Here is a 26,361-nt window from a genome sequence, read left to right on the forward strand (position 1 = left end):
TGCCTGCGGGCGGGTCGCTTGATGAAACGAGGAACCCATGAGCAAGCAGATTCTGATTCTCCCTGGCGACGGTATTGGTCCGGAAATCATGGCCGAAGCGGTCAAGGTGCTGGAGTTGGCCAACAGCAAGTACAGCCTGGGCTTCGAACTGAGCCACGACGTGATCGGCGGCGCCGCCATCGACAAACACGGCGTTCCCTTGGCTGACGAAACCCTGGACCGCGCCCGCGCGGCCGATGCCGTGCTGCTCGGCGCCGTGGGTGGGCCCAAGTGGGACAAGATCGAGCGCGACATCCGCCCCGAGCGCGGCCTGCTGAAGATCCGCGCGCAACTGGGCCTGTTCGGCAACCTGCGCCCGGCCATCCTCTACCCGCAACTGGCTGACGCGTCGAGCCTCAAGCCGGAAGTGGTGGCGGGCCTGGACATCCTGATCGTGCGTGAACTGACCGGTGGTATCTATTTCGGCTCGCCACGGGGCGTGCGCGAGCTGGAAAACGGCGAGCGCCAGGCCTACGACACCCTGCCGTACAGCGAGAGCGAAATCCGCCGCATCGCCCGTGTCGGATTCGACATGGCCCGTGTGCGTGGCAAGAAGGTCTGCTCGGTGGACAAGGCCAACGTGCTGGCTTCCAGCCAGCTGTGGCGTGAAATCGTCGAAGAGGTGGCCAAGGATTACCCGGACGTCGAACTGAGCCACATGTACGTCGACAACGCCGCCATGCAACTGGTGCGCGCGCCCAAGCAGTTTGACGTGATTGTCACCGACAACCTGTTTGGCGACATCCTGTCCGACCAGGCGTCGATGCTCACCGGCTCCATCGGCATGCTGCCGTCGGCGTCCCTGGACACCAATAACAAAGGCATGTACGAGCCGTGCCACGGTTCGGCGCCGGATATTGCGGGGCAGGGCATTGCCAACCCGTTGGCGACGATTTTGTCGGTGTCGATGATGCTGCGTTACAGCTTCAACCTGAGTGACGCGGCAGATGCCATCGAGAAAGCCGTGAGCCTGGTGCTGGACCAGGGTTTGCGCACCGGCGACATCTGGTCGCAGGGTTGCACCCGGGTCGGGACGCAAGAAATGGGCGACGCTGTAGTCGCCGCGCTGCGGAATCTGTAATCTCTCGGGCCCGCTTGCAGTTGTTGCTGCCAGGCGGCCCACTTTTGAACAAGGTGTAGTTGCGATGAAACGTGTAGGTCTGATCGGTTGGCGCGGTATGGTCGGTTCCGTGCTCATGCAGCGGATGCTGGAAGAGCAGGATTTCGATCTTATCGAGCCGGTGTTTTTCACCACTTCGAATGTGGGTGGCCAAGGCCCGTCCGTGGGCAAGGATATTGCCCCGCTCAAGGACGCCTACAGCATTGAAGAGCTGAAAACCCTCGACGTGATCCTGACCTGCCAGGGCGGCGACTACACCAGCGAAGTCTTCCCCAAGCTGCGTGAAGCCGGCTGGCAGGGCTACTGGATCGACGCTGCCTCGAGCCTGCGTATGCAGGACGATGCCGTGATCATCCTCGACCCGGTCAACCGCAAGGTCATCGACCAGCAGCTGGATGCCGGCACCAAAAACTACGTCGGCGGCAACTGCACCGTCAGTCTGATGCTGATGGGCCTGGGTGGCTTGTTCGAAGCCGGTCTGGTCGAGTGGATGAGCGCCATGACCTATCAGGCGGCGTCCGGCGCCGGCGCGCAGAACATGCGTGAGCTGATCAAGCAGATGGGCGCAACCCATGCTGCTGTCGCCGATCAACTGGCCGACCCGGCCAGCGCGATCCTCGATATCGACCGCCGTGTGGCCGACGCCATGCGCAGTGAAGCCTACCCGACCGAGAACTTCGGCGTGCCATTGGCCGGCAGCCTGATCCCGTGGATCGACAAGGAACTGCCGAACGGCCAGAGCCGCGAAGAGTGGAAGGCCCAGGCCGAGACCAACAAGATCCTCGGTCGTTTCAAGAGCCCGATCCCGGTGGATGGCATCTGCGTGCGCATCGGCGCCATGCGCTGCCACAGCCAGGCGCTGACCATCAAGCTGAACAAGGACGTGCCGATCGCCGATATCGAAGGGCTGATCAGCCAGCACAACCCATGGGTCAAGCTGGTGCCGAACAACCGCGATATCAGCATGCAGGAGTTGAGCCCGACCAAGGTCACCGGCACCCTGAATGTGCCGGTAGGCCGTCTGCGCAAGCTGAACATGGGCAGCCAGTTCCTTGGCGCGTTCACCGTGGGCGACCAGTTGCTGTGGGGCGCGGCGGAGCCGCTGCGTCGGATGTTGCGGATTTTGCTGGAGCGGTGATTGCTGCCGGATGTTGAAAACCCCGTGCTCTGGTGACAGGCGCGGGGTTTTTTATTGGGCTTTCGGGCGCTATCGCAGGCAAGCCAGCTCCCACAGTGGAATGTGTTCGCAGCTTCACAGGGGGGAGCTGGCTTGCCTGCGATAGCGCCATCAGCTTCACCACAAGGCCCAGCCCAATTGCCTCACCCCCAGCCACCCGGTAAAGTGCCGCTCCCCCCGCAATGCCCGAGGCAGCTTCCATGACCCAGACCTTTGAAATCGCCGTGATCGGCGCCACCGGCACCGTCGGTGAGACCCTGGTGCAGATCCTCGAAGAGCTGGCATTCCCGGTCGGCACCTTGTATCTGCTGGCGGGCAGCAATTCCGCCGGTGCGTCGGTGCCGTTTCGTGGCAAGAACGTGCGGGTGCGGGAAGTCGATGAGTTCGATTTCAGCAAGGCGCAGTTGGCCTTCTTCGCGGCCGGGCCGGCGGTGACCCTGGGTTTCGCCCCGCGCGCCACTGCGGCCGGGTGTGCGGTGATCGATTTGTCCGGCGCGTTGCCGGCCGAACAAGCACCGCCCGTGGTGCCGGAAGCCAATGCCCATGTGCTGGAGGGCTTGAAAAAGCCGTTTCAGGTCAGCAGCCCCAGCCCATCGGCGACCAACCTCGCCGTGGTGCTGGCACCGTTGCGTGGTCTGGTGGATATCCAGCGCGTCAGCGTCACCGCCAACCTGGCGGTGTCTGCCCTGGGCCGCGAAGCCGTCAGCGAACTCGCGCGGCAAACTGCGGAATTGCTGAATGTGCGTCCACTGGAGCCGGCTTTCTTTGATCGGCAAATGGCCTTCAACCTGTTGGCACAAGTCGGTAAGCCAGATGCGAAAGGTCATACAGACCTTGAGAAACGTCTGATACACGAGCTGCGCGCGGTACTGGACACTCCGGCGCTGAAAGTGTCCGCCACCTGCGTTCAAGCCCCGGTGTTCTTTGGCGACAGCCTCACGGTGTCGTTGCAACTGGCGGAGCCGGTTGACCTGATCGCCATCAACCGCGCACTCGAGGCCGCGCCGGGTATCGAGCTTGTGGAGGAGGGGGATTACCCCACCGCCGTGGGCGATGCAGTAGGCCAGGACGTGGTGTATGCAGGGCGGGTTCGTGCAGGCCTGGATGATCCTGCGGAACTAAACTTGTGGCTGACGTCAGATAACGTACGCAAGGGCGCAGCCCTGAATGCAGTGCAGTTGGCGCAGTTGTTGATAAAACGCCTTGTGTAAAAGATACTTGGCGGCAATTTGTAGATTGATTCTAACCAGGCGCTATGCTTGGTCGGAAGCGGCACAGAAGCGCGTCGGTAACCTATCGGCTCGCCATGCCTAATGGCAGCGGTTACCAACCTTCTCGCAAGCCGGGGAGTGTTCAGACAAAGGATGAGGCTATGGTTCAAGTTCGCAAACTGGTGTTAGCAATAGCGGCCGCCTCGGCGCTGTCTTCCGGTATGGCGCAAGCGCTGCAGCTGGGGGAGATGACCCTCAAGTCCAAGCTGAACCAGCCGCTGTCGGTGGACATCGAATTGCTCGATGTGGGTGGCCTCACCGCTGCCGAGATCACGCCAAGCCTGGCGTCCTCCCAGGCCTTCGTCGATGCGGGTGTGGATCGTCAGGCGTTTCTCAATGATCTGACGTTCACCCCGGTGATCAATCCCAATGGCCGCAGCGTGGTGCGGGTCACTTCCAGCAAGCCATTGCCCGATTCCTACGTACGTTTCCTGTTGCAGGTGCAGTGGCCCAATGGTCGCCTGATGCGTGACTACAGTGTGTTGCTCGACCCGGCCAAGTTCGATCAGACAACGCCGGCCGCTGCGCCTGCACCGCGTCTGTCGGCGCCCGCTGGCAGCGCCTCGGCTGCCGCACGCTCGTCGGCCCAGCACACCACCACATCCCGCGACACCCTGTGGGAAATTGCACAGAAGAACCGCAACGGCGGCTCGGTGCAGCAGACCATGCTGGCCATTCAGGCGTTGAATCCTGACGCGTTCACCGATGGCAACATCAACCGTTTGAAGACTGGCCAGGTCCTGCGCCTGCCCGATGCCACCCAAAGTACCGCGCTGCCGCAACCCAAGGCGATTGCCGAGGTGCGCGCGCAGAACGAAGCCTGGCGCCAGGGCCGCCGCAGTGCGACCAATCAGCCGGCCGGCCGGCAGCAACTGGACGCCACCCGACGCACCCAGGCGGGCAATGCCGCCGCGACCACCGACGCCAAGGACACCTTGAGTCTGGTCTCCGCCGAAGCTGCCAGGAAGGGCGCCAAGGGCAACGCCGGCGACAGCCAGGCTCTGGGTGAAAAACTGGCGGTGACCCAAGAGCAACTGGACACCACCCGTCGCGACAACGAAGAGCTCAAGAGCCGCGCGGCAGACCTGCAAAGCCAGCTCGACAAACTGCAAAAGCTGATCCAGCTGAAGAATGATCAACTGGCCAGGCTGCAGGCTGAAAAAGGCCAGCCGGCCACGGCAACGGCAGCGATGCCGGCCCAGTTGGCGACTGATCCTGCGGCTGCTGCTGCCGACCCGGCTGCAGTGGATTCAGCATCTGCGGATTCAGCGGCGCAAGCCCCTGCCACCCAACCCACTGCGACGCCAGCGGCACCCGCCTCTGCAACGCCTGCGCCAGAGGTGACCACGCCGGTTGCAACACCTGCCAGCACCGAAGGCAAGTTCAACGACCTGCTCACCAATCCCATCGTACTTGGCGTGATCGGCGGTGCGGCCGGCTTGCTGGTGCTGTTGCTGCTGCTGCTGTGGGCGCGCCATCGCAATGCCCGGCTTGAAGAAGAAAAGCACCTGCGCATGGCCCGCGCGCTGGCCGAGGAAGCGGAGTTCACGTCGAGCATCGACCGTGATCTGCCCTCGGACAGTTTCGAAGGCCTGGAAGTCGCACCGCCAAGTGTCAAGCTGGCCCCCGCTCCGGCGCCCGTGGTTGAGCCGGTAGTCGTGCCAACGGTGGCTTCGGTGCTTTCGCCGTTGGCCGCCGCCGTCAACCCGACTAACGCCAGCGGTGCCCTGGCGCAAGCCCAGTCCCACATCGATCGTGGTCACTTGAACCAGGCTGCCGATGTGCTGGAGCAGGCGATCAAACGCGATCCCAAGCGCAGCGACCTGCGCCTGAAGCTGATGGAGGTCTACGGCCTGCAGAACGACAAGGACGGGTTCGTGACGCAGGAGCGTCAACTGGTGGCCACCGGTGAAAACCACGCCCAGGTCGAACAACTCAAGTCACGTTTCCCGGCCATGGCCGTGCTGGCGGCGGGCGTCAGTGCTGCGGTGGCAGCTGCGGCGCTCGATGCCCAATACGTCAAGGATCTGCTCGAGGAAAAGCCTGCGCCCGATGCGTCGGCCGACGATTTCGACCTCAGCCTGGATGAGTTGGAAGCCGCTTCGCCCGCGGTCGTTGCCGCCGATCAGCCGACGTTCGAATCGCTGCTCAAGCAACAGACCAGCGATAAGGCCGCGCCCAATGAAGCCTCGGACTTCGATCTGCACCTGGATCCGCCGTCCTCGCAGGCCGATGACGACTTCCTCTCTGGTCTTGAAGACCAGGTGAACGATGTGTCGGCCGTTGAGCCGCCGGCCCTCAAGCCCACTGCCGTGGATGACTTTGACCTGCCGGAAGACTTCGACCTGTCCCTGGCCGATGAGCCTGAAGCCCCGACGCCGGCCAAGCCTGATGCATTTGCCTCGGAGCTGGACGATGTCAACGCCGAGCTCGATCGCCTGTCCCAGAGTCTGGAGCATCCGCCGATCGAGCCTACCTTTACCGCCGAAGACGCGGCGCTGGGCGATGACGAACCGGAGTTCGACTTCCTTTCGGGCACCGATGAGGTCTCCACCAAACTCGATCTGGCCCAGGCCTACATCGACATGGGCGATGCCGATGGCGCACGTGACATTCTGTCCGAAGTGCTGACCGAGGGCAGCGAAGAACAGCGCAGTGAGGCCAAGGAAATGCTCGGCAGAATTTAACGCTCGATACGGCGCCCATGTGGGAGGGGGCAAGCTCCTCCCCTGTCTGGATTGGCGTCAACCCCGAACAAAAGCGCGCCTGCTTTGTTCGTCGCCTTTATAATGCCCGCCTTTGCGCAACTCATCAGGCTCTCAGTTCTTGGCAAACATAGATAACGCGGCCGCCGAAATGGCGGCCGCAGGCTTTTACCGCATCGCCCTTGGCGTCGAATACAAGGGCTCGCGCTACCGGGGTTGGCAGCGTCAGGCGTCGGGTGTGCTGACGGTGCAGGAAACCCTGGAAAATGCACTGTCCAAGGTCGCCGACTCGCCGGTGTCGCTGATGTGCGCCGGGCGTACCGACGCCGGTGTGCACGCCTGTGGTCAGGTGGTGCACTTCGATACCCAGGCCGAGCGCACCATGAAAGCTTGGGTGATGGGCGCCAATATCAATCTGCCCCACGACGTCAGCGTGACCTGGGCCAAGGTCATGCCTGCGCATTTTCATGCACGTTTCAAGGCCATTGCCCGGCGTTATCGCTACGTGATCTACAACGACCAGATCCGTCCGGCGCACCTCAACCAGGAAATCACCTGGAACCATCGTCCACTGGATGTCGAGCGCATGGCCGAAGCGGCGCAGCATCTGGTGGGCGTGCATGATTTCAGCGCATTCCGTGCCGGGCAGTGCCAGGCCAAGTCGCCGATCAAGGAAGTCCACCACCTGCGCGTCACGCGGCACGGCAAGATGATCGTGCTGGATATTCGTGCCGGGGCGTTCCTGCACCATATGGTGCGCAACATTGCCGGCGTTCTGATGACCATCGGCACCGGCGAGCGCCCGGTGGAGTGGGCCAGGGAGGTGCTGGAAAGCCGGGTCCGCCGCACGGGTGGTGTGACGGCCCATCCCTTTGGCCTGTATCTGGTGGGGGTGGAGTACCGCGACGAGTTCGAGCTGCCGGAGCGCTTCCTCGGGCCACACTTCCTCACAGGTTTCAGCGAACTTGGCGGCTGACGCCCGGAAAAGCTTTTGTTACCATCCGGGACTTTCTCGGTGCAATCCCTGAGGTTTCCAAGACATGTCAGCCGTTCGCAGCAAGATTTGCGGGATTACCCGCACGGAAGACGCGCTGGCGGCAGTCGAGGCGGGGGCGGATGCCATCGGTTTGGTGTTCTATGCCAAAAGCCCACGGGCGGTGAACGTGGTGCAGGCGCGGGCGATCATTGCCGCGTTGCCACCGTTCGTCACCACGGTGGGGCTGTTCGTGAATGCCAGCCGCTGCGAGCTCAACGAAACGCTCGATGCCGTACCGCTGGATATGCTGCAGTTTCACGGCGACGAAAGCCCCGACGAATGTGAAAGCTATCAACGCCCGTATATCAAGGCGTTGCGGGTCAAGGCCGGTGATGATATTGCCGCCGCCTGCGCCACGTATGCCGGGGCGCGCGGAATCCTGCTGGACACCTATGTCGAAGGCGTCCCCGGCGGTACGGGCGAAGCGTTCGACTGGTCGCTGATTCCCGAAGGGTTGAGCAAGCCGATCATTCTTGCCGGCGGCCTGAACTGCGCCAATGTCGCGGCGGCCATCGAGCAGGTTCGGCCGTATGCCGTTGATGTCAGCGGTGGCGTAGAGCAGAGCAAGGGCATCAAGGATCACCACAAGATTCGCGCATTCATGCAGGCAGTGCGCGCGATGTGACGGCTGGCAGTCTGCCGCCGTCAGTAACTACCACTGTGTAACGCAGCATCGGCGCCGCCTGCGGGCGGGCCGGGAACGAAGTGGCAACCCTGCACAGGCAGGTTGTCTGGAAGGCTGAGGATGCGGTTGGGAAATGGCTGGTCGAACGTCTGACCCCGTCCCGCCCGCGTCATCGCCACATATGAATTTAGCTCAAGGGCATACGCGGGGCTGTGTTCAAGCCACCGGTACTGGAGAAAGAAAGCATGAGCAACTGGTTAGTAGACAAACTGATCCCTTCGATCATGCGTTCCGAGGTGAAGAAAAGCTCGGTTCCTGAAGGTCTGTGGCACAAGTGCCCCTCCTGCGACGCGGTGCTGTACCGCCCGGAGCTGGAAAAGACTCTGGACGTTTGCCCCAAGTGCAATCACCACATGCGGATCGGCGCGCGCGCGCGCATCGACATCTTCCTCGACGCCGACGGGCGTAACGAACTGGGCGCTGATCTGGAGCCGGTCGACCGTCTCAAGTTCCGCGACGGCAAGAAATACAAGGACCGCCTCACCGCTGCGCAGAAGCAGACCGGCGAAAAAGATGCGTTGATTTCCGTCAGTGGCAAGCTGCTGGGCATGCCCGTTGTAGTCTCGGCCTTTGAATTTTCCTTCATGGGCGGCTCCATGGGCGCCATCGTCGGTGAGCGTTTTGTGCGCGCCGCCAATTACGCCCTCGAAAACCGTTGCCCGATGATCTGCTTCGCCGCTTCCGGTGGCGCGCGCATGCAGGAAGCCCTGATTTCCCTGATGCAAATGGCCAAGACCTCTGCGGTGCTGGCGCGTCTGCGTGAAGAAGGCATTCCGTTTATCTCCGTGCTGACCGACCCGGTCTACGGTGGTGTTTCCGCCAGCCTGGCCATGCTGGGCGACGTGATCGTCGGTGAGCCCAAGGCTCTGATCGGTTTTGCCGGCCCGCGCGTGATCGAGCAGACCGTGCGCGAAAAGCTGCCGGAAGGCTTCCAGCGCAGCGAGTTCCTGCTGGAGCACGGCGCAATCGACCTGATCATCCCGCGCGGCGAGCTGCGTCCGCGCCTTGGCAACCTGCTGGCGCAAATGATGGGGCTGCCGACACCGGTGTACGTCGCGCCTAAAATCGAGCCTATCGTCGTGCCGCCGGTGCCTGCAAACCTATGACCCAACGTACCCTGGGCGAATGGCTCGCCTACCTGGAGCAGTTGCATCCGTCCGCCATCGACATGGGCCTGGAGCGCTCGCAACAGGTAGCGACCCGCCTCGGGTTGGGCCGGCCGGCGCCGCGCGTGATCACGGTGACCGGCACCAACGGCAAGGGCTCGACCTGCGCCTTTGTCGCGGCGCTGCTACAGGCTCAAGGCCTGAGCGTGGGTGTCTACAGTTCTCCGCACCTGCTGCGTTACAACGAGCGGGTGCAGCTCAACGGTGTCGAAGCCACCGATGAGCAACTGTGTGAAGCGTTCGCCGCACTCGATGCCGGGCGTGGCGAAATTTCCCTGACCTACTTCGAGATGGGCACCCTGGCGGCGTTCTGGCTGTTCGAGCGTGCGCGACTGGATGTGGTCGTGCTGGAAGTGGGGCTGGGCGGGCGTCTGGACACGGTCAACGTGGTGGATGCCGACCTGGCGCTGGTTACCAGCATTGGCGTCGACCATGTCGATTATCTGGGCGATACCCGCGAGTCAGTGGCCTATGAAAAGGCCGGTATCTTCCGTGCGGGCAAGCCTGCGTTGTGCGGCGACCTGGATCCGCCGCAGCCCTTGCTCGACAAGGTGCGTGAGCTGGAATGCCCGTTCTTCCTGCGCGGTCGCGAGTTCAACCTCGACATCGGCGAGCAGCACTGGCAATGGCGCGGGCGCGATGCGCGCGGCCAAATGGTCGAGCTGCACAATTTGCCGCTGTTGAACCTGCCGATGGAAAATGCCGCGCTTGCGCTGCAGGCCTATCTGCTGCTGGACCTGCCATGGGATGCTGCGCAGATTGCCGCGACGTTGCGGGCGACCAGGGTGGTTGGGCGTCTGGATCGTCGTGCGGTCGAGTGGCAGGGCAAGCGTCTGAACCTGCTGCTGGATGTGGGACACAATCCCCATGCAGCCGAGTACCTGGCGCAACGCCTGGCGCGTACGCCGCCGTTGGGTCGTCGACTCGCCGTTTTTGGTCTGTTGGCCGACAAGGACCTTGATGGCGTGGTTGCGCCATTGCTCGAAAGTGTCCAGGCGTGGGCGGTTGCGCCGCTGGATACGCCGCGCAGTCGCCCGGCGGCGGAGTTGGAGCTGGCCTTGCAGAACCTTGGTGCGCGCGTGGCGTCGTATGCAAGCCTGACCGCAGCCCTCGAGGCGCAGTGTGCGGTGGCAACGGCCGAGGACGAGATTCTGTTGTTCGGATCATTTTATTGTGTTGCCGAGGCGCTTGAGTGGTTGGCTCGGCGCCCCACGGAGGAAGCTGCACATGGCATTACTGGATAGCGCATACAAGCAGCGAATGGTCGGGGCTCTGGTGCTGGTGGCGTTGGCGGTGATTTTCCTGCCGATGCTGTTTTCCCGCCAGGACGAACAGCGCCAGGTGGTAGTCGAAGCCCCGGCAGCGCCCCAGGCGCCCGCCGTGCCTCAGGTGCAGGTCGAACCGGTGGTGGTTCCGGAGCCGCAGGCATTGCCCGAAGACGAACCGGTGCCGGTCGAAGAGCCCGCTGCTGCGCAGCCAGCGCCCTCCGCGCCCGTGCAGCAGAGCGTACCGGTGGTCAAGCCAGCGCCTGCGGTGGCGGCCAAGCCAGCCGCGCCGGCACCTGCGCCCAAGCCGGTCGCGCCGCAACCGGCGACGCCAGGCAAGCCGGATGTAGGGCAGAGTCGTATCGATCCCAATGGCCTGCCGATCAGTTGGTCTATTCAGGTCGCCAGCCTTGGCAATCGTGAAGGCGCCGACGCCTTGCAGAAAAAACTGCGCAGCCAGGGTTACAACGCTTATATCCGCAGTGCCGATGGCAAGAACCGCGTGTTTATCGGGCCGCTGATCGAGCGAGCCGAGGCCGATCGCCTGCGGGACTTGCTGGACCGTCAGCAGAACCTGAAGGGCTTCGTGACCCGCTTCCAGCCTGAGCGCGGCTGATTCAGCCTGGAGTGCAATCAGCTGTGGGAAGGGGATTGCGCCCTCCCACAGTGTTTTTGCGGTGGCCTTGAAAGAGGCTTTACCCGCTACAAACTATTGATTTGCAAAGCGCCCGCAATCACCGCTTACCGACAGCCCAACGCTCTGCTAAAATCCGCCGCCTTATTCGTATGCAGGCCGAACCGTGCCATTTACTTGGGTTGATTGGGCGATCGTTGCCATCGTCGCCATCTCCGCGTTGATCAGTCTGAGCCGCGGCTTCGTAAAAGAAGCCCTGTCGTTGCTGACCTGGATCATCGCAGGCGTCGTAGCCTGGATGTTCGGGGGGTCACTGTCGGTTTACCTGGCCGGCTACATCGAGACACCTTCGGCCCGCGTCATCGCGGGCTGCGCCATTATGTTCATCGCCACGCTGCTGGTGGGGGCAATGGTCAATTACCTTATTGGCGAATTGATACGCGTCACCGGCCTCTCCGGGACCGATCGATTTCTCGGCATGGCCTTCGGCGCGGCGCGTGGCGCCTTGTTGGTGGTGGTGGCGGTCGGGCTATTGAGCCTGGGGCCGGTACAGCAGGATGCGTGGTGGCAGGAGTCGGTGCTCGTGCCAAAATTTCTTTTGGTTGCAGATTGGTCCAAGAACCTCATATTGGGGTGGAGCAGTCAGTGGCTGGCCAGCGGAATCAGCGTACCCGCTGATCTTCCGTTCAAGGAACACCTCTTACCGGCCAAAACGCCTCAGTAAGCAGGGTTCAGTCAAGATTCATTAAGTAGGGGTTGCGTCGCATGTGTGGCATCGTCGGTATCGTCGGTAAGTCGAACGTGAATCAGGCGCTGTATGACGCGCTAACCGTCCTCCAGCACCGCGGCCAGGACGCTGCCGGTATTGTGACCAGCCACGACGGCCGGTTATTTCTGCGCAAGGACAATGGCCTGGTGCGTGACGTGTTCCATCAGCGTCACATGCAGCGCCTCGTCGGGCACATGGGTATTGGCCATGTGCGTTACCCGACTGCCGGCAGCTCGACGTCAGCCGAAGCTCAGCCGTTCTACGTCAACTCGCCTTACGGCATCACCCTGGCGCACAACGGCAACCTGACCAACGTTGAACAGCTGGCCAAGGAAATTTACGAATCCGATCTGCGCCACGTCAACACCAGTTCCGATTCGGAAGTGCTGCTCAACGTGTTCGCCCATGAGCTGGCCCAGCGCGGCAAGCTGCAGCCCACCGAAGAAGACGTGTTTGCCGCCGTGATCGACGTGCACAACCGTTGCGTCGGCGGTTATGCCGTGGTGGCGATGATCACCGGTTACGGTATCGTCGGTTTCCGCGACCCGCACGGTATCCGCCCGATCGTGTTCGGTCAGCGTCACACCGACGAAGGCGTCGAGTACATGATCGCGTCCGAGAGCGTGTCACTGGACGTGTTGGGCTTCACCCTGATCCGCGACCTCGCGCCGGGCGAAGCGGTGTACATCACTGAAGATGGCAAGCTGCACACCCGTCAGTGCGCAGTGGCGCCGAAGCTGACGCCGTGCATCTTCGAGCACGTCTACCTGGCGCGTCCGGATTCGATCATCGACGGTGTCTCGGTCTACAAGGCGCGCCTGCGCATGGGCGAGAAGCTGGCCGACAAGATCCTGCGCGAGCGTCCCGAGCACGATATCGACGTGGTGATCCCGATTCCGGACACCAGCCGTACCGCCGCCCTGGAGCTGGCCAACCACCTGGGCGTCAAGTTTCGCGAAGGTTTCGTGAAGAACCGCTACATCGGCCGTACGTTCATCATGCCCGGCCAGGCTGCACGCAAGAAATCGGTGCGCCAGAAGCTCAACGCCATCGAACTGGAGTTTCGTGGCAAGAACGTGATGCTGGTGGATGATTCCATCGTGCGAGGTACCACGTGCAAGCAGATCATCCAGATGGCCCGCGAAGCCGGTGCGAAGAATGTTTACTTCTGCTCCGCTGCGCCTGCCGTGCGTTACCCGAACGTGTATGGTATCGACATGCCGAGCGCCCATGAGCTGATCGCTCATAACCGTTCGACCCAGGACGTGGCCGACCTGATCGGCGCCGACTGGCTGATCTACCAGGACCTGCCGGACCTGATCGAAGCTGTCGGCGGTGGCAAGATCAAGATCGATCAGTTCGACTGTGCCGTGTTCGATGGCAAGTACGTGACCGGCGACGTCGACGATGCCTACCTGAACAAGATCGAGCAGGCGCGTAACGACTCGTCGAAGGTCAAGACCCAGGCGGTCAGCGCGATCATCGATCTGTACAACAACTGAGTGAACACCGGCCCTGAGGGGCCGGTTTTGTATCTTAAATAAAGAATTTCGAGAGTAAGGAGTCGCAGCATGAGTCAGGAATGGGATGCCGGTCGGCTGGACAGCGACCTTGATGGCGTAGCTTTCGACACCCTGGCTGTGCGCGCCGGCCAGCACCGTACCCCGGAAGGTGAGCACGGTGATCCGATGTTCTTTACCTCCAGCTACGTATTTCGCACGGCCGCCGACGCTGCCGCGCGTTTTGCCGGCGAAGTGCCGGGCAATGTCTATTCGCGCTATACCAACCCGACCGTGCGCGCCTTCGAAGAGCGTATTGCTGCTTTGGAAGGTGCCGAGCAGGCCGTGGCCACTGCCACTGGCATGGCGGCGATCATGGCGGTGGTAATGAGCTTGTGCAGCGCTGGCGATCATGTGCTGGTGTCGCGCAGTGTGTTCGGCTCGACCATCAGCCTGTTCGAGAAGTACTTCAAGCGCTTCGGCGTCGAAGTGGACTATGTGCCGCTGGCGGACGTGTCCGGCTGGGATGCGGCAATCAAGGCCAATACCCGGTTACTGTTTGTCGAGTCGCCGTCCAATCCACTTGCCGAGCTGGTGGATATCGCTGCATTGGCCGAAGTGGCTCATGCCAAGGGCACGATGCTGGTGGTCGACAATTGCTTCTGCACACCGGCGCTGCAACAGCCGCTGAAGCTGGGCGCCGATATCGTCGTGCACTCGGCGACCAAATTCATCGATGGCCAGGGCCGTTGCATGGGTGGGGTGGTAGCCGGTCGTGGCGAGCAGATGAAGGAAGTCGTCGGCTTCCTGCGTACCGCCGGGCCTACGCTCAGCCCGTTCAATGCCTGGATCTTCCTCAAGGGCCTGGAGACCCTCAGCCTGCGCATGAAGGCCCATTGTGCCAATGCCCAGGCCCTGGCCGAGTGGCTGGAGCAGCAGGACGGCATCGAGAAAGTGCACTACGCCGGTCTCAAGAGCCACCCGCAACACGCATTGGCCCAACGCCAGCAGCGCGGTTTCGGCGCGGTGGTGAGTTTTGAAGTGAAGGGCGGCAAAGAGGGCGCCTGGCGCTTTATCGATGCAACGCGTCTGATCTCCATCACCGCCAACCTGGGTGACAGCAAGACCACCATTACCCATCCGGGAACCACGTCCCACGGCCGCCTGGCGCCGCAGGAGCGTGAAGCGGCGGGCATTCGTGACAGTCTGATTCGCGTTGCGGTTGGCCTGGAAGATGTGGCTGATTTGCAGGCAGACCTGGCCCGCGGGCTGGCGGCCTTGTGATCGAGTGGTCCACCGAGGCCGCAGTGGCGAGTAACGGACGTGTCGCGCTGGTAACCGGTGCTGCTCGCGGGATTGGCCTGGGCATCGCCGCCTGGCTGATCAGCGAAGGCTGGCAGGTGGTGTTGACCGATCTCGATCGCGAGCGTGGTTCGAAGGTTTCCAGGGTGCTCGGCGACAATGCCTGGTTTATCACCACGGATGTGGCTGACGAGAAGCAGGTCGCCCAGGGGGTCGCCGAAGTGCTGGGGCAGTTCGGGCGCCTGGATGCGCTGGTGTGCAACGCGGCGGTAGCCGACCCGCACAATATCACCCTGGAAAGCCTCGACCTGGCCTATTGGAACCGTGTGCTGGCAGTGAACCTCAGCGGGCCGATGCTGCTGGCCAAGCACTGCGCTCCTTACCTGCGTGCCCATGGCGGCGCAATCGTCAACCTGGCGTCCACGCGCGCCCGTCAATCGGAGCCGGACACCGAGGCCTACGCGGCGAGCAAGGGCGGCCTGCTGGCCCTGACTCATGCCTTGGCGATGAGCCTGGGGCCGGAGGTGCGGGTCAACGCCGTCAGCCCCGGCTGGATCGATGCGCGCGACCCCGCGGCACGGCGTGCCGAGCCACTGAGTGACGCGGATCACGCCCAGCATCCGGCGGGCAGGGTAGGCACCGTGGAGGATGTGGCGGCGATGGTGGCTTGGTTGCTGTCGCGTCAGGCCGGGTTTGTGACCGGGCAGGAGTTCGTGGTTGACGGTGGCATGAGCAAGAAGATGATTTACAGCGAGTAAGGCGAGCAGAGGCTTGAAGCAATTTTGTCTTTTTCGGGAAAACTTCAAGCGGGCTATTGACTTAGGTCTGCTACCTGCGTAAATTTCGCGGCCTCAACGAAGCAAAGGGTGATTAGCTCAGCTGGGAGAGCATCTGCCTTACAAGCAGAGGGTCGGCGGTTCGATCCCGTCATCACCCACCACTTCTTGAGAGTTTTGCTTACGGGCAAGACGCAACGTTAAAGGTTGCACCGACGCGCAGCGGTAGTTCAGTCGGTTAGAATACCGGCCTGTCACGCCGGGGGTCGCGGGTTCGAGTCCCGTCCGCTGCGCCATATTTTCCAGGTTCGAATTGTCGGGCTTGAGATTGAACAGCCAAGGCTGATCGATCAGATGTTTAAAGACGGTTGAGAGCTTCACGCTTAACCGGTCAAGCGATACGCAGCGGTAGTTCAGTCGGTTAGAATACCGGCCTGTCACGCCGGGGGTCGCGGGTTCGAGTCCCGTCCGCTGCGCCATATCTGCTTAAAGGCCCGCTGAACGCCTTGAAGCGCAAAGACAGCCATAGGCTGCTTTGATCCGATAGCAAAGACCCTGGTCGAAAGACCGGGGTTTTTTGTGTCTGCGATTTTGTGATAAGGGGCCGGCTTGGCCCGCAGTGTAACGTCAAGTCAGGGGAGGGAGCCGGAACCCGGCTCCCTCTGTGTGTCAGTACCCCAGCTTATCCCGCAGCCCGTAGTACCAGGCGCCCAGCGCCGCGAATGGCGTACGCAGCAGCTGTCCGCCTGGGAATGGGTAGTGAGGCAGGTCGGCAAACGCGTCAAAACGCTCTGCCTGGCCACGCAGGGCTTCGGCGAGCACTTTGCCTGCCAGGTGCGTGTAGGTCACGCCGTGGCCGCTGCAGCCTTGGGAGTAATAGATGTTGTCGCCCAGGCGGCCCACCTGAGGCAAGCGCGACAGGGTCAATAGGAAGTTACCGGTCCAGGCGTAATCGATTTTCACGTCCTTGAGTTGCGGGAAGGCTTTGAGCATCTTCGGACGAATGATCGCTTCGATATTCGCTGGGTCCCGCGCGCCATAGACCACGCCGCCGCCGAAGATCAGGCGCTTGTCGCGTGTGAGGCGGTAGTAGTCGAGCAGGTAATTGCAGTCTTCGACGCAGTAGTCCTGCGGCAACAGGGTCTTGGCCAGGTCATCGTCCAAGGGGGCCGTGGTGATCACTTGCGTGCCGCAGGGCATCGACTTGGCGGCCAGCTCCGGCACGAGGTTGCCGAGGTAGGCGTTGCCCGCAACAATAATGAACTTGGCCCTCACCTTGCCTTCGGCGGTATGCACCACCGGATTGGCGCCACGCTCGATGCGCAGTGCAGCGGATTGTTCGTAGATCGTACCGCCGAGCGACTCAACGGCAGCGGCTTCGCCGAGGGCCAGGTTGAGTGGATGAATATGCCCGCCGCTCATGTCCAGGAGGCCGCCGACATAGTTGTCGCAGGCCACTACTTCACGTATGCGGCGCTCGTCCAGCAGCTCCAGTTGCGTGTGGCCGTAGCGTTCCCACAGACGCTTCTGCGATTCCAGGTGGCCCATATGCTTGCTGTTGAGTGCGGCGAACACGCCGCCGTCTTTCAAGTCGCACTGGATCTGGTACTTGGCCACCCGCTCGCGAATGATCCTGCCACCCTCGAACGCCATCTCACCCAGCAACTGCGCCTGGCTGGGCCCGACGCTGCGCTCGATCACGTCGATATCGCGGCTATAGCTGTTGACGATCTGCCCACCGTTGCGACCTGATGCACCAAACCCCACCTTGGCGGCTTCCAGTACCGTGACGCGAAAACCGTTCTCCAACAGAAACAGTGCGCTGGAAAGGCCGGTATAGCCGGCGCCAATCACGCACACATCGGTTTCGACCTCACCTTGCAATACCGGACGAGGCGCAACCGCATTGGCGGATGCGGCGTAATAAGACTGGGGATAGGGGGTGTTCGCCATCCTGGAACCTCTGTTTTATATTTTTTACGAGTGCCGCGATCCTACCTGAGTTGAAAATCGCCCGCCAGCCACCCGCAAAACACGGGTGTGCCGTACGAAAATAAAAAATTCGCATATTCATAGGGTTAGCTGCGAAAAAGATGTTGACACACCTTCGGAATTCCGTAGAATGCCGCCTCACAGCAGGCACGTAGCTCAGTTGGTTAGAGCACCACCTTGACATGGTGGGGGTCGTTGGTTCGAGTCCAATCGCGCCTACCAAACAAAATCCGCTCTGCTGGGCGGTCTAGAAGGGCTCACCGAAAGGTGGGCCCTTTTTTGTTGCCTGGAATTTGGGTCAGTCAAAACACCCGAAGCGTCACCTCAGGCGTTTTGTGTATCAAGCCGTGGTGCTGACTATCGAGCCCGAACTGCTCTTGCCTTCACTGGTCACGGCCTGCAACAGGGCTGCGCTTACCGTCTGCAAAGCCGCTGATGTACTTGCTACCTGCACTTGCGCCGCTGCGATCGTCACCGCTTTTGCCTCTGCGTTTTCGGTGCTGGACTGTGCCTTTTGCAGCGCCTGCTGTTGCTGTTGGAGCTGCTTTTGCAACTGCTCGATTTGTTTTTTCAGTTCCTTGACCGTTTCCGACTCTTGCTTGGTCGATGGCGCCTCGCCACCGCCCACACTCTCTGAAGATTTAGCGGCATGGTCAAGGCTGACGGTCAGGCTGCTTGAGCTGTCAGCTCTCGCGGCATCAGCCGTGTCTTTGGACGCCTGAGGGGTGGGCACTGGGGCTGGAGTATTTAGATTGATCAGCATGAAATTACCCGGTTATGAGTTGTCCGATTAAATCGACCCGTGGGCGATTTACGTCAGCGCGACTCCTGTCCCGCCGTGGGATGGTCCTGCATTAACGTGACAGTCATTGTGTCGCGCTTTGATGAGGGGAGAGGGATATTAACGCTGTTACTGCATCGACAAGCGCCCAAATTGAAGGCGCAAGTACGCGCTTTGCCATAGGCCATACATCGCCAGGGCCGCTTTGAACCCTGTAAAGAAGTGGCAATCAGCAGAAGAGCGAAGCCACCGCTAACAGGCAGATAATCTGCGCAATCAGCTGGCAACGTATTTCACCGTTTGTTGTTGCCATATCACTCATTTGTCCGGCATACATGATCGCTACCTTTTTGGCTGAATCACCGTGAGCCCGGCGTGGGAACGCACCGTTATTGCGCTGAGTATAGGCCTTGAAATTAAAGTCTTACTAATGGTGTTTGTACTGAATTCAGGAGCGCGCGATGGAGCTGGCGATGGAGGTGTCATTCGACGTAACCGAGCAGGATCGTGAGGCAATCCTCAAGCCGCTGAGGGCTTATAACCTCAGTCACACAGGCAGCATGCCATTTGAAACGGTGGGCATCCTGTTGCGTGATCCCGCTACTGACGAGGTAGTGGGCGGGCTTTACGGTAAAATTTCCTACGGGTGGCTGTTTATCGAACTGCTGAGCATCCCCGACCAGATGCGCACTCAGGGCACCGGTACACACTTGATGCGCACCGCTGAAGACTTGGCCGAGCAGAAAGGCTGTACCGGAATCTGGCTGGACACGTTCAGCTTTCAGGCGCCAGGGTTTTATCGAAAGTTGGGTTTCACTGAGGTGGGTCATATTGTCGATTACCCGCCAGGTCACCTGCGCCACTTTTTCCAGAAACGCCTGCGCTGAGGTGCGGCACCGCTTCTGAACAATGTGAGAGAGCGTTTTGGAGATCAGATTATTGGGTGTTTGACCAGTGGTGGTCGTAAGTGTTTTGCAAAATAACACCGAGGTTCAGACCTGATGCTCAGTCCTCGCGCCGAGGAAAAAACAATGCAAAACATGTGAGTCCATCCTCGCTGCTCACGCCGTACTGGCCGTTATGCAGTTGCATGATGGTCGCCACAATTGACAGACCAAGCCCATTGGATTGGGAAGAGCGTTCTCGAGATTCATCCACCCGGTAAAACCGTTCAAACAAGCGTGGCAAGTGCTCGGCTGGAATGGTGGCACCGTGGTTGCTGACTTTCAGATGAAGGCCCTCGGCGTCTGGTACCGCCTGAATCAGCAGATCGGAGCCAGGCGCACCATATTTGATGGCGTTGGCGCACAGGTTGGCCAGCGCACGTCGCAGCAGCATCGGTTCCGCCCAGATCACGCCTTCGCCCTCTGTCATGATGCGCATGCCCACATCGCCGGCCAGGCCTTCGAAGTAGTCTGCGATGCGCTGTACTTCATCGGCCGCGTTCAGCTCCTGTCGCTGATGCAGTGCGCCGGCGGGGTCGGTGCGAGCCAGGAACAGCATGTTGTCGAGCATTCGCGCCAGGCGCTCGAGCTCTTCCACGTTTGACGCAAGCAGTTGCTGGTAGCCTTCGATGCTGCGGTCCTGTTGCAGGGCGACCTGGGTTTCTCCCAGCAGGTTGTTGATCGGTGTGCGCAGCTCATGGGCCATGTCGGTAGACACCTGGCCCAGTTGCACGAAGCCCTTGGCCAGGCGTTCCAGCATGGTGTTGAACGACTCGATCATGGGCAGCAACTCCCTGGGCGCCCCGTGACCGTCGAGACGTTCGGCCAGGTTACTGACGCCGATACCCTGAGCATGCCGGGCCAGACGCCGCAAAGGCAGCAGCCCACGATGCACAAGCAGGTAGCCCACCACGGCGAGGATGAGCGCCGCGATACTGGCCAGGATGTACACACTCAACCGGTAGCTGGCGAGCACGGCGGTGCGTTCGGTCATCAGGCGCCCGCTGGTAACTTGCAAGCTGCCCAGATCGCCGGAATCGATGGACGCGGCAACGGTTGAAAAGGGTACGCCATTGAGTCCAGGCAGGTGCTGCACGTCGGTCAACGCGAGCACATGGTCTTTGGGCACGGGTTTGACGGGGGGCAGCTCAATGTTCGCGGGGTTCACCAGCAGCAATGGTTTTTGCCCAGGCGCGGCGATGCTCAGCACTGACTCGCGGTTGCCCAGCATATTCTGGAATAACTCCGGTTTGGTGCGGATCAGGTCCAGGGTGTTGCCGTCGTTGAGCAGATTGCGCAGTTGATCAACCCGCGAAATCAGCGCGGCATCGTCGCGGCGCACCAGTTCCTGCTCGAGCTCGCGGTAGAGCGCGACGCCAAGGGTGGTCAGCAGCGCGAAGGCGAGCAGGGCAAAGATCAACGCCAGGCGTAGCGTCAGGGAGTAAGGGCGGCGACGGTTCATGGCTGGGTATCGAAGCGGTAGCCAATGCCACGTACGCTGTGGATCAGTTTGAGCTGGAACGGGTCATCGATTTTCAGGCGCAGACGCCGCACGGCCACGTCGACCACATTGGTGTCGCTGTCGAAATTCATGTCCCACACCCGCGAGGCGATCAGCGAGCGCGACAGCACCTGGCCATGGTGGGCTGCAAACAGGTGCAGCAGGGCAAATTCCTTATTGGTCAAGGTGATCCGCGTGTCGGCGCGGGTGACGCGGCGCTTGAGCACGTCGATTTGCAGGTCGGCAATCTGCAACTGTTCATCTTCGCGGATCGGGCCTCGCCGTGTCAGGGTGCGCAGGCGTGCGACCAGTTCGGCGAACGAGAAAGGCTTGATCAGGTAGTCATCGGCGCCCAGTTCCAGGCCCTTGATGCGGTCTGCGATGTCGTCGCGGGCGGTCAGGAACAGCACGGGCGTGTCCGCTTCCTTGCGCAGGCGCCGCAGTACTTCCCAGCCATCCATTTTCGGCATCATCACATCCAGCACTATCACGTCGAAAGGCGTTTCCAGCGCTTGGTGCAAACCGTCCACACCGTCGCGCGCGAGGCTCACGCAATACCCCAATTCCTGCAAGCCGTTGAGCAGGTAATTGCCCGCCTTGGGTTCGTCTTCGACAACAAGGATGTTCATGGCAGGTGCCCTGTTTCAGTGGATGACGCCAGTTTAGCGTGATCAATTCTCACTGGGGCAACCGATGGCTTGTACTTTGTAGTCCAGCACATGTTCGCGGTTCTGGTGGTCGAGGTAGCGCAATTGCGCAGGCACGACGCCGCACTGGCCGTATGTGTCAGTGCTCGACAGTTGCCGTGCGATATCCAGATGCACGAAGAAGCCGGTTTTATCATGGATAACCTTTGCATCCGAGGCGGGATCGGCAGCGAATGCCGAAGCGGTGAAGAGCAAGGCGGCGAAGCCTGAGGCAAATCGTTTCATGTCGGTTCCTCTCTGAAGGGTCGGCTGCCGGGCCTGGCAGTGAGTTCACAGTAACCAGGCGATCCGAACAGGCGGCCAACAGGACGATGACAAGTTCGTAATGAAAGGCCCGCAGTGCCAATGACGTTTACAAGCGTCAGGCCGGGCCGTAGATTGCATCGGGCCGATTACGCCTACAGCTCAAGAGGAAGCCACGCAGTGTCCAGCCAAGGCTCAGCTTTACCTGCACGACCTTACCGCGCCTTTCTATTCGACATGGACGGGACCTTGCTCAACTCCATCGCCGCTGCAGAGCGGGTGTGGAGCATCTGGGCCGAACGCCACGGTTTGGATGTGGCAGCGTTCCTGAAGACGATCCATGGCGCGCGCGCGATCGATACGATTACACGCCAGGCGCTGCCCGGCGTGGACCCTGAGGTAGAGGCGCAATGGATAACCGAGGCTGAACTCGATGATGTCGACGGCGTCGTGGCGATACCTGGCGCGGTTGAGTTCCTCAACGGTCTGCCAAGTGATCGATGGGCGCTGGTAACGTCCGCGCCTAAAGCACTGGCGTTGCGGCGTCTGCAGGCTGCGGGCATTGAGCCGCCGGCGGTGTTGGTGACGGCCGAGGATGTCGCCAGGGGTAAACCGGACCCCGCCTGTTACGTATTGGGCGCCGAACGCTTGGGTGTGCCGGTTCAGGATTGCCTGATTTTCGAAGATGCAACGGTGGGGATTCGAGCCGGGGAAGCGGCGGGGGCGGATGTGATGGTCGTGACCTCGACGCACCTTGCGCCCATGATGACGGCGCACGCATGCATCGACAGTTATGAGCATCTTCATGTTCAACGCGACGGTGAGGGGTTGATGTACGTGCAGCGTAGGGTGAACTGATACGAAAGGGCCGAGCCGATTATCGGTCTCGGCCTCTCACGTTATGGGGGCGGTCGGGCGGCGTGTGCAACCGGCTGTTTTTCATGCCCTGACGCGAGAGCACCATCTCCCGCAGGATTTCATTGGCAAGGCGGGTAATGGCATCAGCGCCATTGTAATGGGAGCGGACGATGCCGGTAATCGCGAAGTGGTCGGTTTCCGGACCGCTCAGAATGGCTGAGAGTGTGCCGTCGGCATGCAGCGTGCAGGTGATCCTGTAGCTGGGCAGGCGGGCTGCCAGTGCGGCTTCGATTTGGGATTTGTTGAGCATTTCCATCTGTTTCAGCACCCTTTACTGACTGTGCAAGCCCAAGCATAGGCGCTGCTGCATACCTGTAAATACCGGCGATCAGATAGCCATTCAACCTGTCGATTTTTGCCTGGTGCGTTGGATAGCGTGCTGGCAAAGCTTGCGCTGTACCGTTTCCTGAAGGGGCTTGAGGCAAAAAACGAACAGATAGGCTCCAAGCAGCAATGCCAGATCCAGCCACGAAGGGGCGTCGGCGCCGGCCACTTCGAACCTCAAGCCAAATTCCACGCCTACGAAGACCAGTCCGATCAGCAGGACAATCATCCAAGAGTGGAAGGCAAAGCGTTTCGTTGAGGAATGCCTCATCGACAGGCTCCCTAGTTTGCTTGGGCCGTAGTGGAGGGGGTTCAGGAAATTGGGCCGAGGATCGCGCAACAAGTTCCAGGCATCGGAACAGTTTCATTTTCGGCGAAGAGGATATGAAAGGGCTTGAAAATACGCGATTTGAACCGCAAGGGTCTTCGCCAGCCGTGACAGTGAACGAAAAGGCTGGCTACTGAGGGCACCTCAAGGCGTCTGGTTTTTATCCGGAGCGGTAAGGCCGGCCTGGATGCGCTGATAGATCTCTTCACGGTGCACGGCAACGTCTTTAGGAGCATTGATGCCGATTCTTACTTGCTGGCCGCTGACGCCCAGAATGGTGATCGTAATGTCATCACCGATGTTTATGCTTTCACCAACTTTACGGGTGAGTATCAGCATGGACTTCTCCTTGATTACTTTTAAGGACACGTGTTTCAGACAGGGCAGGTGTCGGATGTGTGTAGCTTACTGCGAAGCGCGTCCCTGTGACTGCCTCTTTTAGGACGCATAGAGGCGGCATTAATTCCCATGGCGGCATCATACAGGTCTGCGATACATCATTCGCATTGTTTAAGCCAAGGTTTATGAAGGCCAGAATAGACAGTGGATGATAAAGTTGCCTCTTTTCCTTTAAGGAGCAGGGCAGTGCGTAAAGTAGCGATGGCAATGGCGGTGCTGGCATTGGCCGGTTGCGGTGAAGGCAAGCCTGTCGAGGCGCCCAAGGCCAGGGCTGCCACGAGCCAGAGCCAACCGCAGAGCAGTGCGATTGCCGCCCAGGAATGGGACCTGCGAGTAGGCCCGCCAGATCACAAGTTACAGGCGATCACCGACCTGACCGCCTGGCTGCTGGAACATGGTTTCAATTTTTATATCGTCAAAGTGGACGGCAAGGACGAAGTGCTGCTTGGGCCGTTCTCCAGCAAAGCTGAAGCCGAAGCCAAGCAAGCATTGCTCGCGGAAAAAATGGCTCGCGCCAAGAAGACCGATACCGTCTCGGAAATCATCGAGCACAAGGCTACGCAGTAGCGACCATTGGGGCGGGAACCCGCCCACTTTCAGCCGCAGGCTTTCAGATTCACCGGGCCGACAAAGTCATTGCCGCGCCCCATGACGCAGGCAACGGTCTGGTTACGCTGGCGCTCCCAGGCTTGTACGGGGTATGTCTTGTTCCAGGCTTCATACAGCTGGCGGTCCTGCTTCGACAGGCGCAACCCGTATTGCTTGCTCATGTAAAAATACGTCCGCGCAATCATGCCGCGAATCGACGGCCGTGGCATGACCTTCTTCGCCTTGAAGTCGACCTGGGTCAGGCATGAACCGTATTGCCCGTTCTGCACCGGCAGCCAGCCAAAGCTGAAGTTATTACGATCACCATTGACCTCACCGATACTCGGCACCAGATTGTGCAGATCCGCCTCGGCGCGCTTGAACACAGTGTCATTGCGCGTGCAATTCTTGCGTCCGCCGCTTTGCCAGCACTGACGCTGATGCCCGATTTGCCAGGCAGGAACGATGTGTTCCCACTCGATGCGTGCGGCGCGACTGGCATTTTTGCGTGGCTTGTAACCGCAGGCTTTCAGGTCGACGCGGTTACCGGTGTATTTGCAGCCGCAATAGAACTCGGTGGATTGCGGGGCATAGAGTTTCCAGGCGACTTTCTTGGCTTCACTGAACGTTCGGGGTGCCTGGGCGTGGGCGGTCGTGGCAAAAAGCAGACAAAGCACAGCAATAAAACGCACACTCATTGAATCAATCTTCCTTCGGCACAACCCAGAAAATCTGCACACCGCCGTCGTCCCGATAGGCGAGGGTGACGTTGTCGTTTTCCGCGATTTCCTCCAGCAAGCGCGCCCATTCATCCTCGGGTTCTTCCGGCAGGCGGAAGATCAAGGCTGCCTTGGCTTTTTGCGCAGGGGTCGAATTGATGATTTTTTGCACGCGAATGGCCAGTCGCTGGTAGGCATCGGGGGCTGTTGCAGCGGCGGGAGAGGACTTTGCCACGGAATATTCCTTAATAAGCTGTACGCACATACAGTATTTAACTGTAGGCAATTTCGCAACTGCTTAAAATCCGAGAGGTCCGTCTGACGGTAATTTGATGTGGTTGGTGTAGGAGCGAGCACGCTCGCTCCTACGGGCTGCGTCAGGAATCAGTATTCCCAGAATATCCGTTGCAGTTCCTTGCTGTCCTGGGTACGGGTCAGCGCTACCATCGCCAGAATTCGCGCTTTCTGCGGGTTCAGGTCCAAGGCGGCAACCCAGTCGTATTTGTCGTCAGGTTGTTCGGCGTTGCGCAGCACCATTCCGCCGGCGTTGACATGGGAGGAGCGGATGATCTGCACACCCTGCTTGCGCAGCTCCACCAGGGCGGGAACCACTTTGGACGATACCGACCCATTGCCGGTACCGGCGTGGATGATGGCTTTGGCGCCAGCCTGGGCCAGGGCCTTGTAGGCGGTATCGCTCACGTTGCCGTAGCCATAGGCAATTTCCACGTCTGGCAGGCTCTTGATGGTCTTGATATCGAATTCCGAATCCATCGTGTGGCGCTTGGCAGGCAGGCGGAACCAGTAGGATTTGCCTTCAACCACCATGCCCAGCGGGCCCCATGGGCTCTTGAACGCTTCAGTCTTGATGTTGATCATCTTGCTCACATCGCGACCCGACTGGATTTCGTCGTTCATGGTCACCAGCACACCTTTGCCACGCGCCTCTTTGCTGCTAGCCACGGCAACGGCGTTGTACAGATTGAGCATGCCATCGGCTGACATGGCGGTGCCTGGACGCATCGAACCGACCACCACGATAGGCTTGTCGGTCTTTTCCACCAGGTTGAGGAAGTAGGCCGTCTCTTCCAGGGTGTCGGTGCCATGGGTGATCACGATACCGTCAACGTCCTTGCTGTCGGCCAGTTCCGCAACGCGTCGGCCCAGCTGCAACAGGTTGTCGTTGTTGATGCTCTCGGAAGCAATTTGCATCACTTGTTCGCCGCGAACATTGGCAATCTGACTAAGCTCAGGAACGCCGGCGATCAGTTGTTCGATGCCGACTTTAGCCGCCTGGTAGGTGGCACTGTTGGCCGCACTGGCGCCGGCGCCAGCAATGGTGCCGCCGGTTGCGAGAATCACTACGTTGGAAAGTTTGGTGTTGGTCTCGACTTCCTTTGCCTGGGCGGCAACGGGAAACAGCAGCAGGAGGGCCAAAACGCCCGGTACAAAAGTTTTCAATGCAGATTTCAT

Annotated in this window: 27 protein-coding genes and 4 tRNA genes; 20 read left to right on the forward strand and 11 right to left on the reverse strand. The window is 60.6% G+C overall.

Annotation, left to right across the window (positions count from 1 at the left end; all coding sequences use genetic code 11):
- The first annotated feature begins 37 nt into the window (after positions 1-37).
- The 16 genes from leuB to TU75_RS21945 all read left to right on the forward strand — a co-directional run bounded on the left by leuB (position 38) and on the right by TU75_RS21945 (position 15,923).
- Positions 38-1,120 (forward strand): 3-isopropylmalate dehydrogenase, encoded by a 1,083-nt coding sequence (gene leuB, locus TU75_RS21870; protein WP_060550095.1) that lies wholly within the window; start codon positions 38-40, stop codon positions 1,118-1,120.
- Between the two features lie 64 nt (positions 1,121-1,184).
- Positions 1,185-2,297: an aspartate-semialdehyde dehydrogenase gene (gene asd / locus TU75_RS21875; protein WP_003234328.1), complete on the forward strand. Its 1,113-nt coding sequence runs from the start codon at positions 1,185-1,187 to the stop codon at positions 2,295-2,297.
- A 239-nt stretch (positions 2,298-2,536) separates the two neighbouring features.
- The gene (locus TU75_RS21880; RefSeq protein ID WP_060550096.1) at positions 2,537-3,547 is read left to right on the forward strand and encodes an aspartate-semialdehyde dehydrogenase; all 1,011 of its coding nucleotides are present in this window, start codon (positions 2,537-2,539) and stop codon (positions 3,545-3,547) included.
- Positions 3,548-3,708: 161 nt separating this feature from the next.
- A complete protein-coding gene (locus TU75_RS21885; protein ID WP_060550097.1) occupies positions 3,709-6,294 on the forward strand; it encodes a FimV/HubP family polar landmark protein in 2,586 nt (861 codons plus the stop codon).
- A 169-nt stretch (positions 6,295-6,463) separates the two neighbouring features.
- Positions 6,464-7,288, forward strand: coding sequence for a tRNA pseudouridine(38-40) synthase TruA (gene truA / locus TU75_RS21890; protein WP_015372497.1), 825 nt, complete (start codon positions 6,464-6,466; stop codon positions 7,286-7,288).
- Between the two features lie 64 nt (positions 7,289-7,352).
- Complete coding sequence (locus TU75_RS21895; protein WP_003234321.1) at positions 7,353-7,973, forward strand: phosphoribosylanthranilate isomerase; 621 nt, start codon at positions 7,353-7,355, stop codon at positions 7,971-7,973.
- A gap of 245 nt (positions 7,974-8,218) precedes the next feature.
- The gene (gene accD / locus TU75_RS21900; protein WP_003234319.1) at positions 8,219-9,139 is read left to right on the forward strand and encodes an acetyl-CoA carboxylase, carboxyltransferase subunit beta; all 921 of its coding nucleotides are present in this window, start codon (positions 8,219-8,221) and stop codon (positions 9,137-9,139) included.
- On the forward strand, positions 9,136-10,443 hold the full coding sequence (gene folC / locus TU75_RS21905; RefSeq protein ID WP_060550098.1) for a bifunctional tetrahydrofolate synthase/dihydrofolate synthase: 1,308 nt from the start codon (positions 9,136-9,138) through the stop codon (positions 10,441-10,443). The genes accD and folC overlap by 4 nt, the downstream gene beginning before the upstream one ends.
- Entirely contained in the window at positions 10,427-11,080 is a 654-nt protein-coding gene (locus TU75_RS21910; protein WP_060550099.1) for an SPOR domain-containing protein, read from the forward strand. Before folC ends, TU75_RS21910 begins: the two co-directional genes overlap by 17 nt.
- 184 nt (positions 11,081-11,264) lie before the next feature.
- Positions 11,265-11,822 (forward strand): CvpA family protein, encoded by a 558-nt coding sequence (locus TU75_RS21915; protein WP_003234314.1) that lies wholly within the window; start codon positions 11,265-11,267, stop codon positions 11,820-11,822.
- A gap of 41 nt (positions 11,823-11,863) precedes the next feature.
- Complete coding sequence (gene purF, locus TU75_RS21920) at positions 11,864-13,369, forward strand: amidophosphoribosyltransferase (RefSeq protein WP_003234313.1); 1,506 nt, start codon at positions 11,864-11,866, stop codon at positions 13,367-13,369.
- 69 nt (positions 13,370-13,438) lie between these two features.
- Positions 13,439-14,650 carry an O-succinylhomoserine sulfhydrylase gene (locus TU75_RS21925; RefSeq protein ID WP_003234312.1) on the forward strand — a complete coding sequence of 404 codons (1,212 nt, stop codon included), beginning with the start codon at positions 13,439-13,441 and terminating at the stop codon, positions 14,648-14,650.
- Positions 14,647-15,426, forward strand: coding sequence for an SDR family oxidoreductase (locus TU75_RS21930; protein WP_060550100.1), 780 nt, complete (start codon positions 14,647-14,649; stop codon positions 15,424-15,426). The genes TU75_RS21925 and TU75_RS21930 overlap by 4 nt, the downstream gene beginning before the upstream one ends.
- Before the next feature lie 106 nt (positions 15,427-15,532).
- Positions 15,533-15,608, forward strand: a tRNA-Val gene (locus TU75_RS21935).
- Between the two features lie 55 nt (positions 15,609-15,663).
- A tRNA-Asp gene (locus tag TU75_RS21940) sits at positions 15,664-15,740 on the forward strand.
- Positions 15,741-15,846: 106 nt separating this feature from the next.
- Positions 15,847-15,923, forward strand: a tRNA-Asp gene (locus TU75_RS21945).
- 190 nt (positions 15,924-16,113) lie between these two features.
- Here the strand turns inward: TU75_RS21945 and TU75_RS21950 are convergent.
- The gene (locus TU75_RS21950; protein WP_003234310.1) at positions 16,114-17,397 is read right to left on the reverse strand and encodes an NAD(P)/FAD-dependent oxidoreductase; all 1,284 of its coding nucleotides are present in this window, start codon (positions 17,395-17,397) and stop codon (positions 16,114-16,116) included.
- A gap of 184 nt (positions 17,398-17,581) precedes the next feature.
- Here TU75_RS21950 and TU75_RS21955 point away from each other — a divergent pair.
- Positions 17,582-17,658, forward strand: a tRNA-Val gene (locus TU75_RS21955).
- 118 nt (positions 17,659-17,776) lie between these two features.
- On the opposite strand, the gene TU75_RS21960 is transcribed toward TU75_RS21955, so the two are convergent.
- Positions 17,777-18,199: a hypothetical protein gene (locus TU75_RS21960; protein WP_231981935.1), complete on the reverse strand. Its 423-nt coding sequence runs from the start codon at positions 18,197-18,199 to the stop codon at positions 17,777-17,779.
- Positions 18,200-18,678: 479 nt separating this feature from the next.
- On the opposite strand from TU75_RS21960, the gene TU75_RS21965 reads away from it, so the two are divergent.
- Positions 18,679-19,104: a GNAT family N-acetyltransferase gene (locus tag TU75_RS21965; protein WP_060550101.1), complete on the forward strand. Its 426-nt coding sequence runs from the start codon at positions 18,679-18,681 to the stop codon at positions 19,102-19,104.
- A gap of 118 nt (positions 19,105-19,222) precedes the next feature.
- Here TU75_RS21965 and TU75_RS21970 read toward each other — a convergent pair whose 3' ends face one another.
- Genes TU75_RS21970 through TU75_RS21980 form a run of 3 tightly spaced genes read right to left on the reverse strand, consistent with a single transcriptional unit; the run spans position 19,223 to position 21,594 of the window.
- Entirely contained in the window at positions 19,223-20,623 is a 1,401-nt protein-coding gene (locus TU75_RS21970) for a heavy metal sensor histidine kinase (protein ID WP_060550102.1), read from the reverse strand.
- Positions 20,620-21,291 (reverse strand): heavy metal response regulator transcription factor, encoded by a 672-nt coding sequence (locus TU75_RS21975; protein WP_015372493.1) that lies wholly within the window; start codon positions 21,289-21,291, stop codon positions 20,620-20,622. Before TU75_RS21975 ends, TU75_RS21970 begins: the two co-directional genes overlap by 4 nt.
- A 42-nt stretch (positions 21,292-21,333) precedes the next feature.
- Entirely contained in the window at positions 21,334-21,594 is a 261-nt protein-coding gene (locus TU75_RS21980) for a DUF2790 domain-containing protein (RefSeq protein ID WP_060550103.1), read from the reverse strand.
- 198 nt (positions 21,595-21,792) lie between these two features.
- Here TU75_RS21980 and TU75_RS21985 point away from each other — a divergent pair, with 198 nt between their 5' ends.
- The gene (locus tag TU75_RS21985) at positions 21,793-22,470 is read left to right on the forward strand and encodes an HAD family hydrolase (RefSeq protein WP_060550104.1); all 678 of its coding nucleotides are present in this window, start codon (positions 21,793-21,795) and stop codon (positions 22,468-22,470) included.
- A gap of 19 nt (positions 22,471-22,489) precedes the next feature.
- Here the strand turns inward: TU75_RS21985 and TU75_RS21990 are convergent, their stop codons facing one another.
- The 3 genes from TU75_RS21990 to csrA all read right to left on the reverse strand — a co-directional run bounded on the left by TU75_RS21990 (position 22,490) and on the right by csrA (position 23,521).
- Complete coding sequence (locus TU75_RS21990; protein WP_015372490.1) at positions 22,490-22,786, reverse strand: hypothetical protein; 297 nt, start codon at positions 22,784-22,786, stop codon at positions 22,490-22,492.
- Positions 22,787-22,870: 84 nt separating this feature from the next.
- Positions 22,871-23,125: a hypothetical protein gene (locus TU75_RS21995; RefSeq protein WP_060550105.1), complete on the reverse strand. Its 255-nt coding sequence runs from the start codon at positions 23,123-23,125 to the stop codon at positions 22,871-22,873.
- Positions 23,126-23,326: 201 nt separating this feature from the next.
- Positions 23,327-23,521 (reverse strand): carbon storage regulator CsrA, encoded by a 195-nt coding sequence (gene csrA / locus TU75_RS22000; protein WP_003192511.1) that lies wholly within the window; start codon positions 23,519-23,521, stop codon positions 23,327-23,329.
- Between the two features lie 246 nt (positions 23,522-23,767).
- On the opposite strand from csrA, the gene TU75_RS22005 reads away from it, so the two are divergent.
- Positions 23,768-24,148, forward strand: a complete 381-nt coding sequence (locus TU75_RS22005; protein ID WP_173664758.1) for an SPOR domain-containing protein — start codon at positions 23,768-23,770, stop codon at positions 24,146-24,148.
- Between the two features lie 29 nt (positions 24,149-24,177).
- Here the strand turns inward: TU75_RS22005 and TU75_RS22010 are convergent, their stop codons facing one another.
- The 3 genes from TU75_RS22010 to TU75_RS22020 all read right to left on the reverse strand — a co-directional run bounded on the left by TU75_RS22010 (position 24,178) and on the right by TU75_RS22020 (position 26,361).
- A complete protein-coding gene (locus tag TU75_RS22010; protein ID WP_060550107.1) occupies positions 24,178-24,867 on the reverse strand; it encodes an endonuclease in 690 nt (229 codons plus the stop codon).
- Between the two features lie 4 nt (positions 24,868-24,871).
- Positions 24,872-25,123, reverse strand: coding sequence for a DUF1654 domain-containing protein (locus TU75_RS22015; RefSeq protein WP_060550108.1), 252 nt, complete (start codon positions 25,121-25,123; stop codon positions 24,872-24,874).
- 149 nt (positions 25,124-25,272) lie between these two features.
- A complete protein-coding gene (locus TU75_RS22020; protein WP_003234272.1) occupies positions 25,273-26,361 on the reverse strand; it encodes an asparaginase in 1,089 nt (362 codons plus the stop codon).

The sequence above is a fragment of the Pseudomonas poae genome, assembly GCF_001439785.1.
Taxonomy (GTDB): Bacteria; Pseudomonadota; Gammaproteobacteria; order Pseudomonadales; family Pseudomonadaceae; genus Aquipseudomonas; species Aquipseudomonas poae.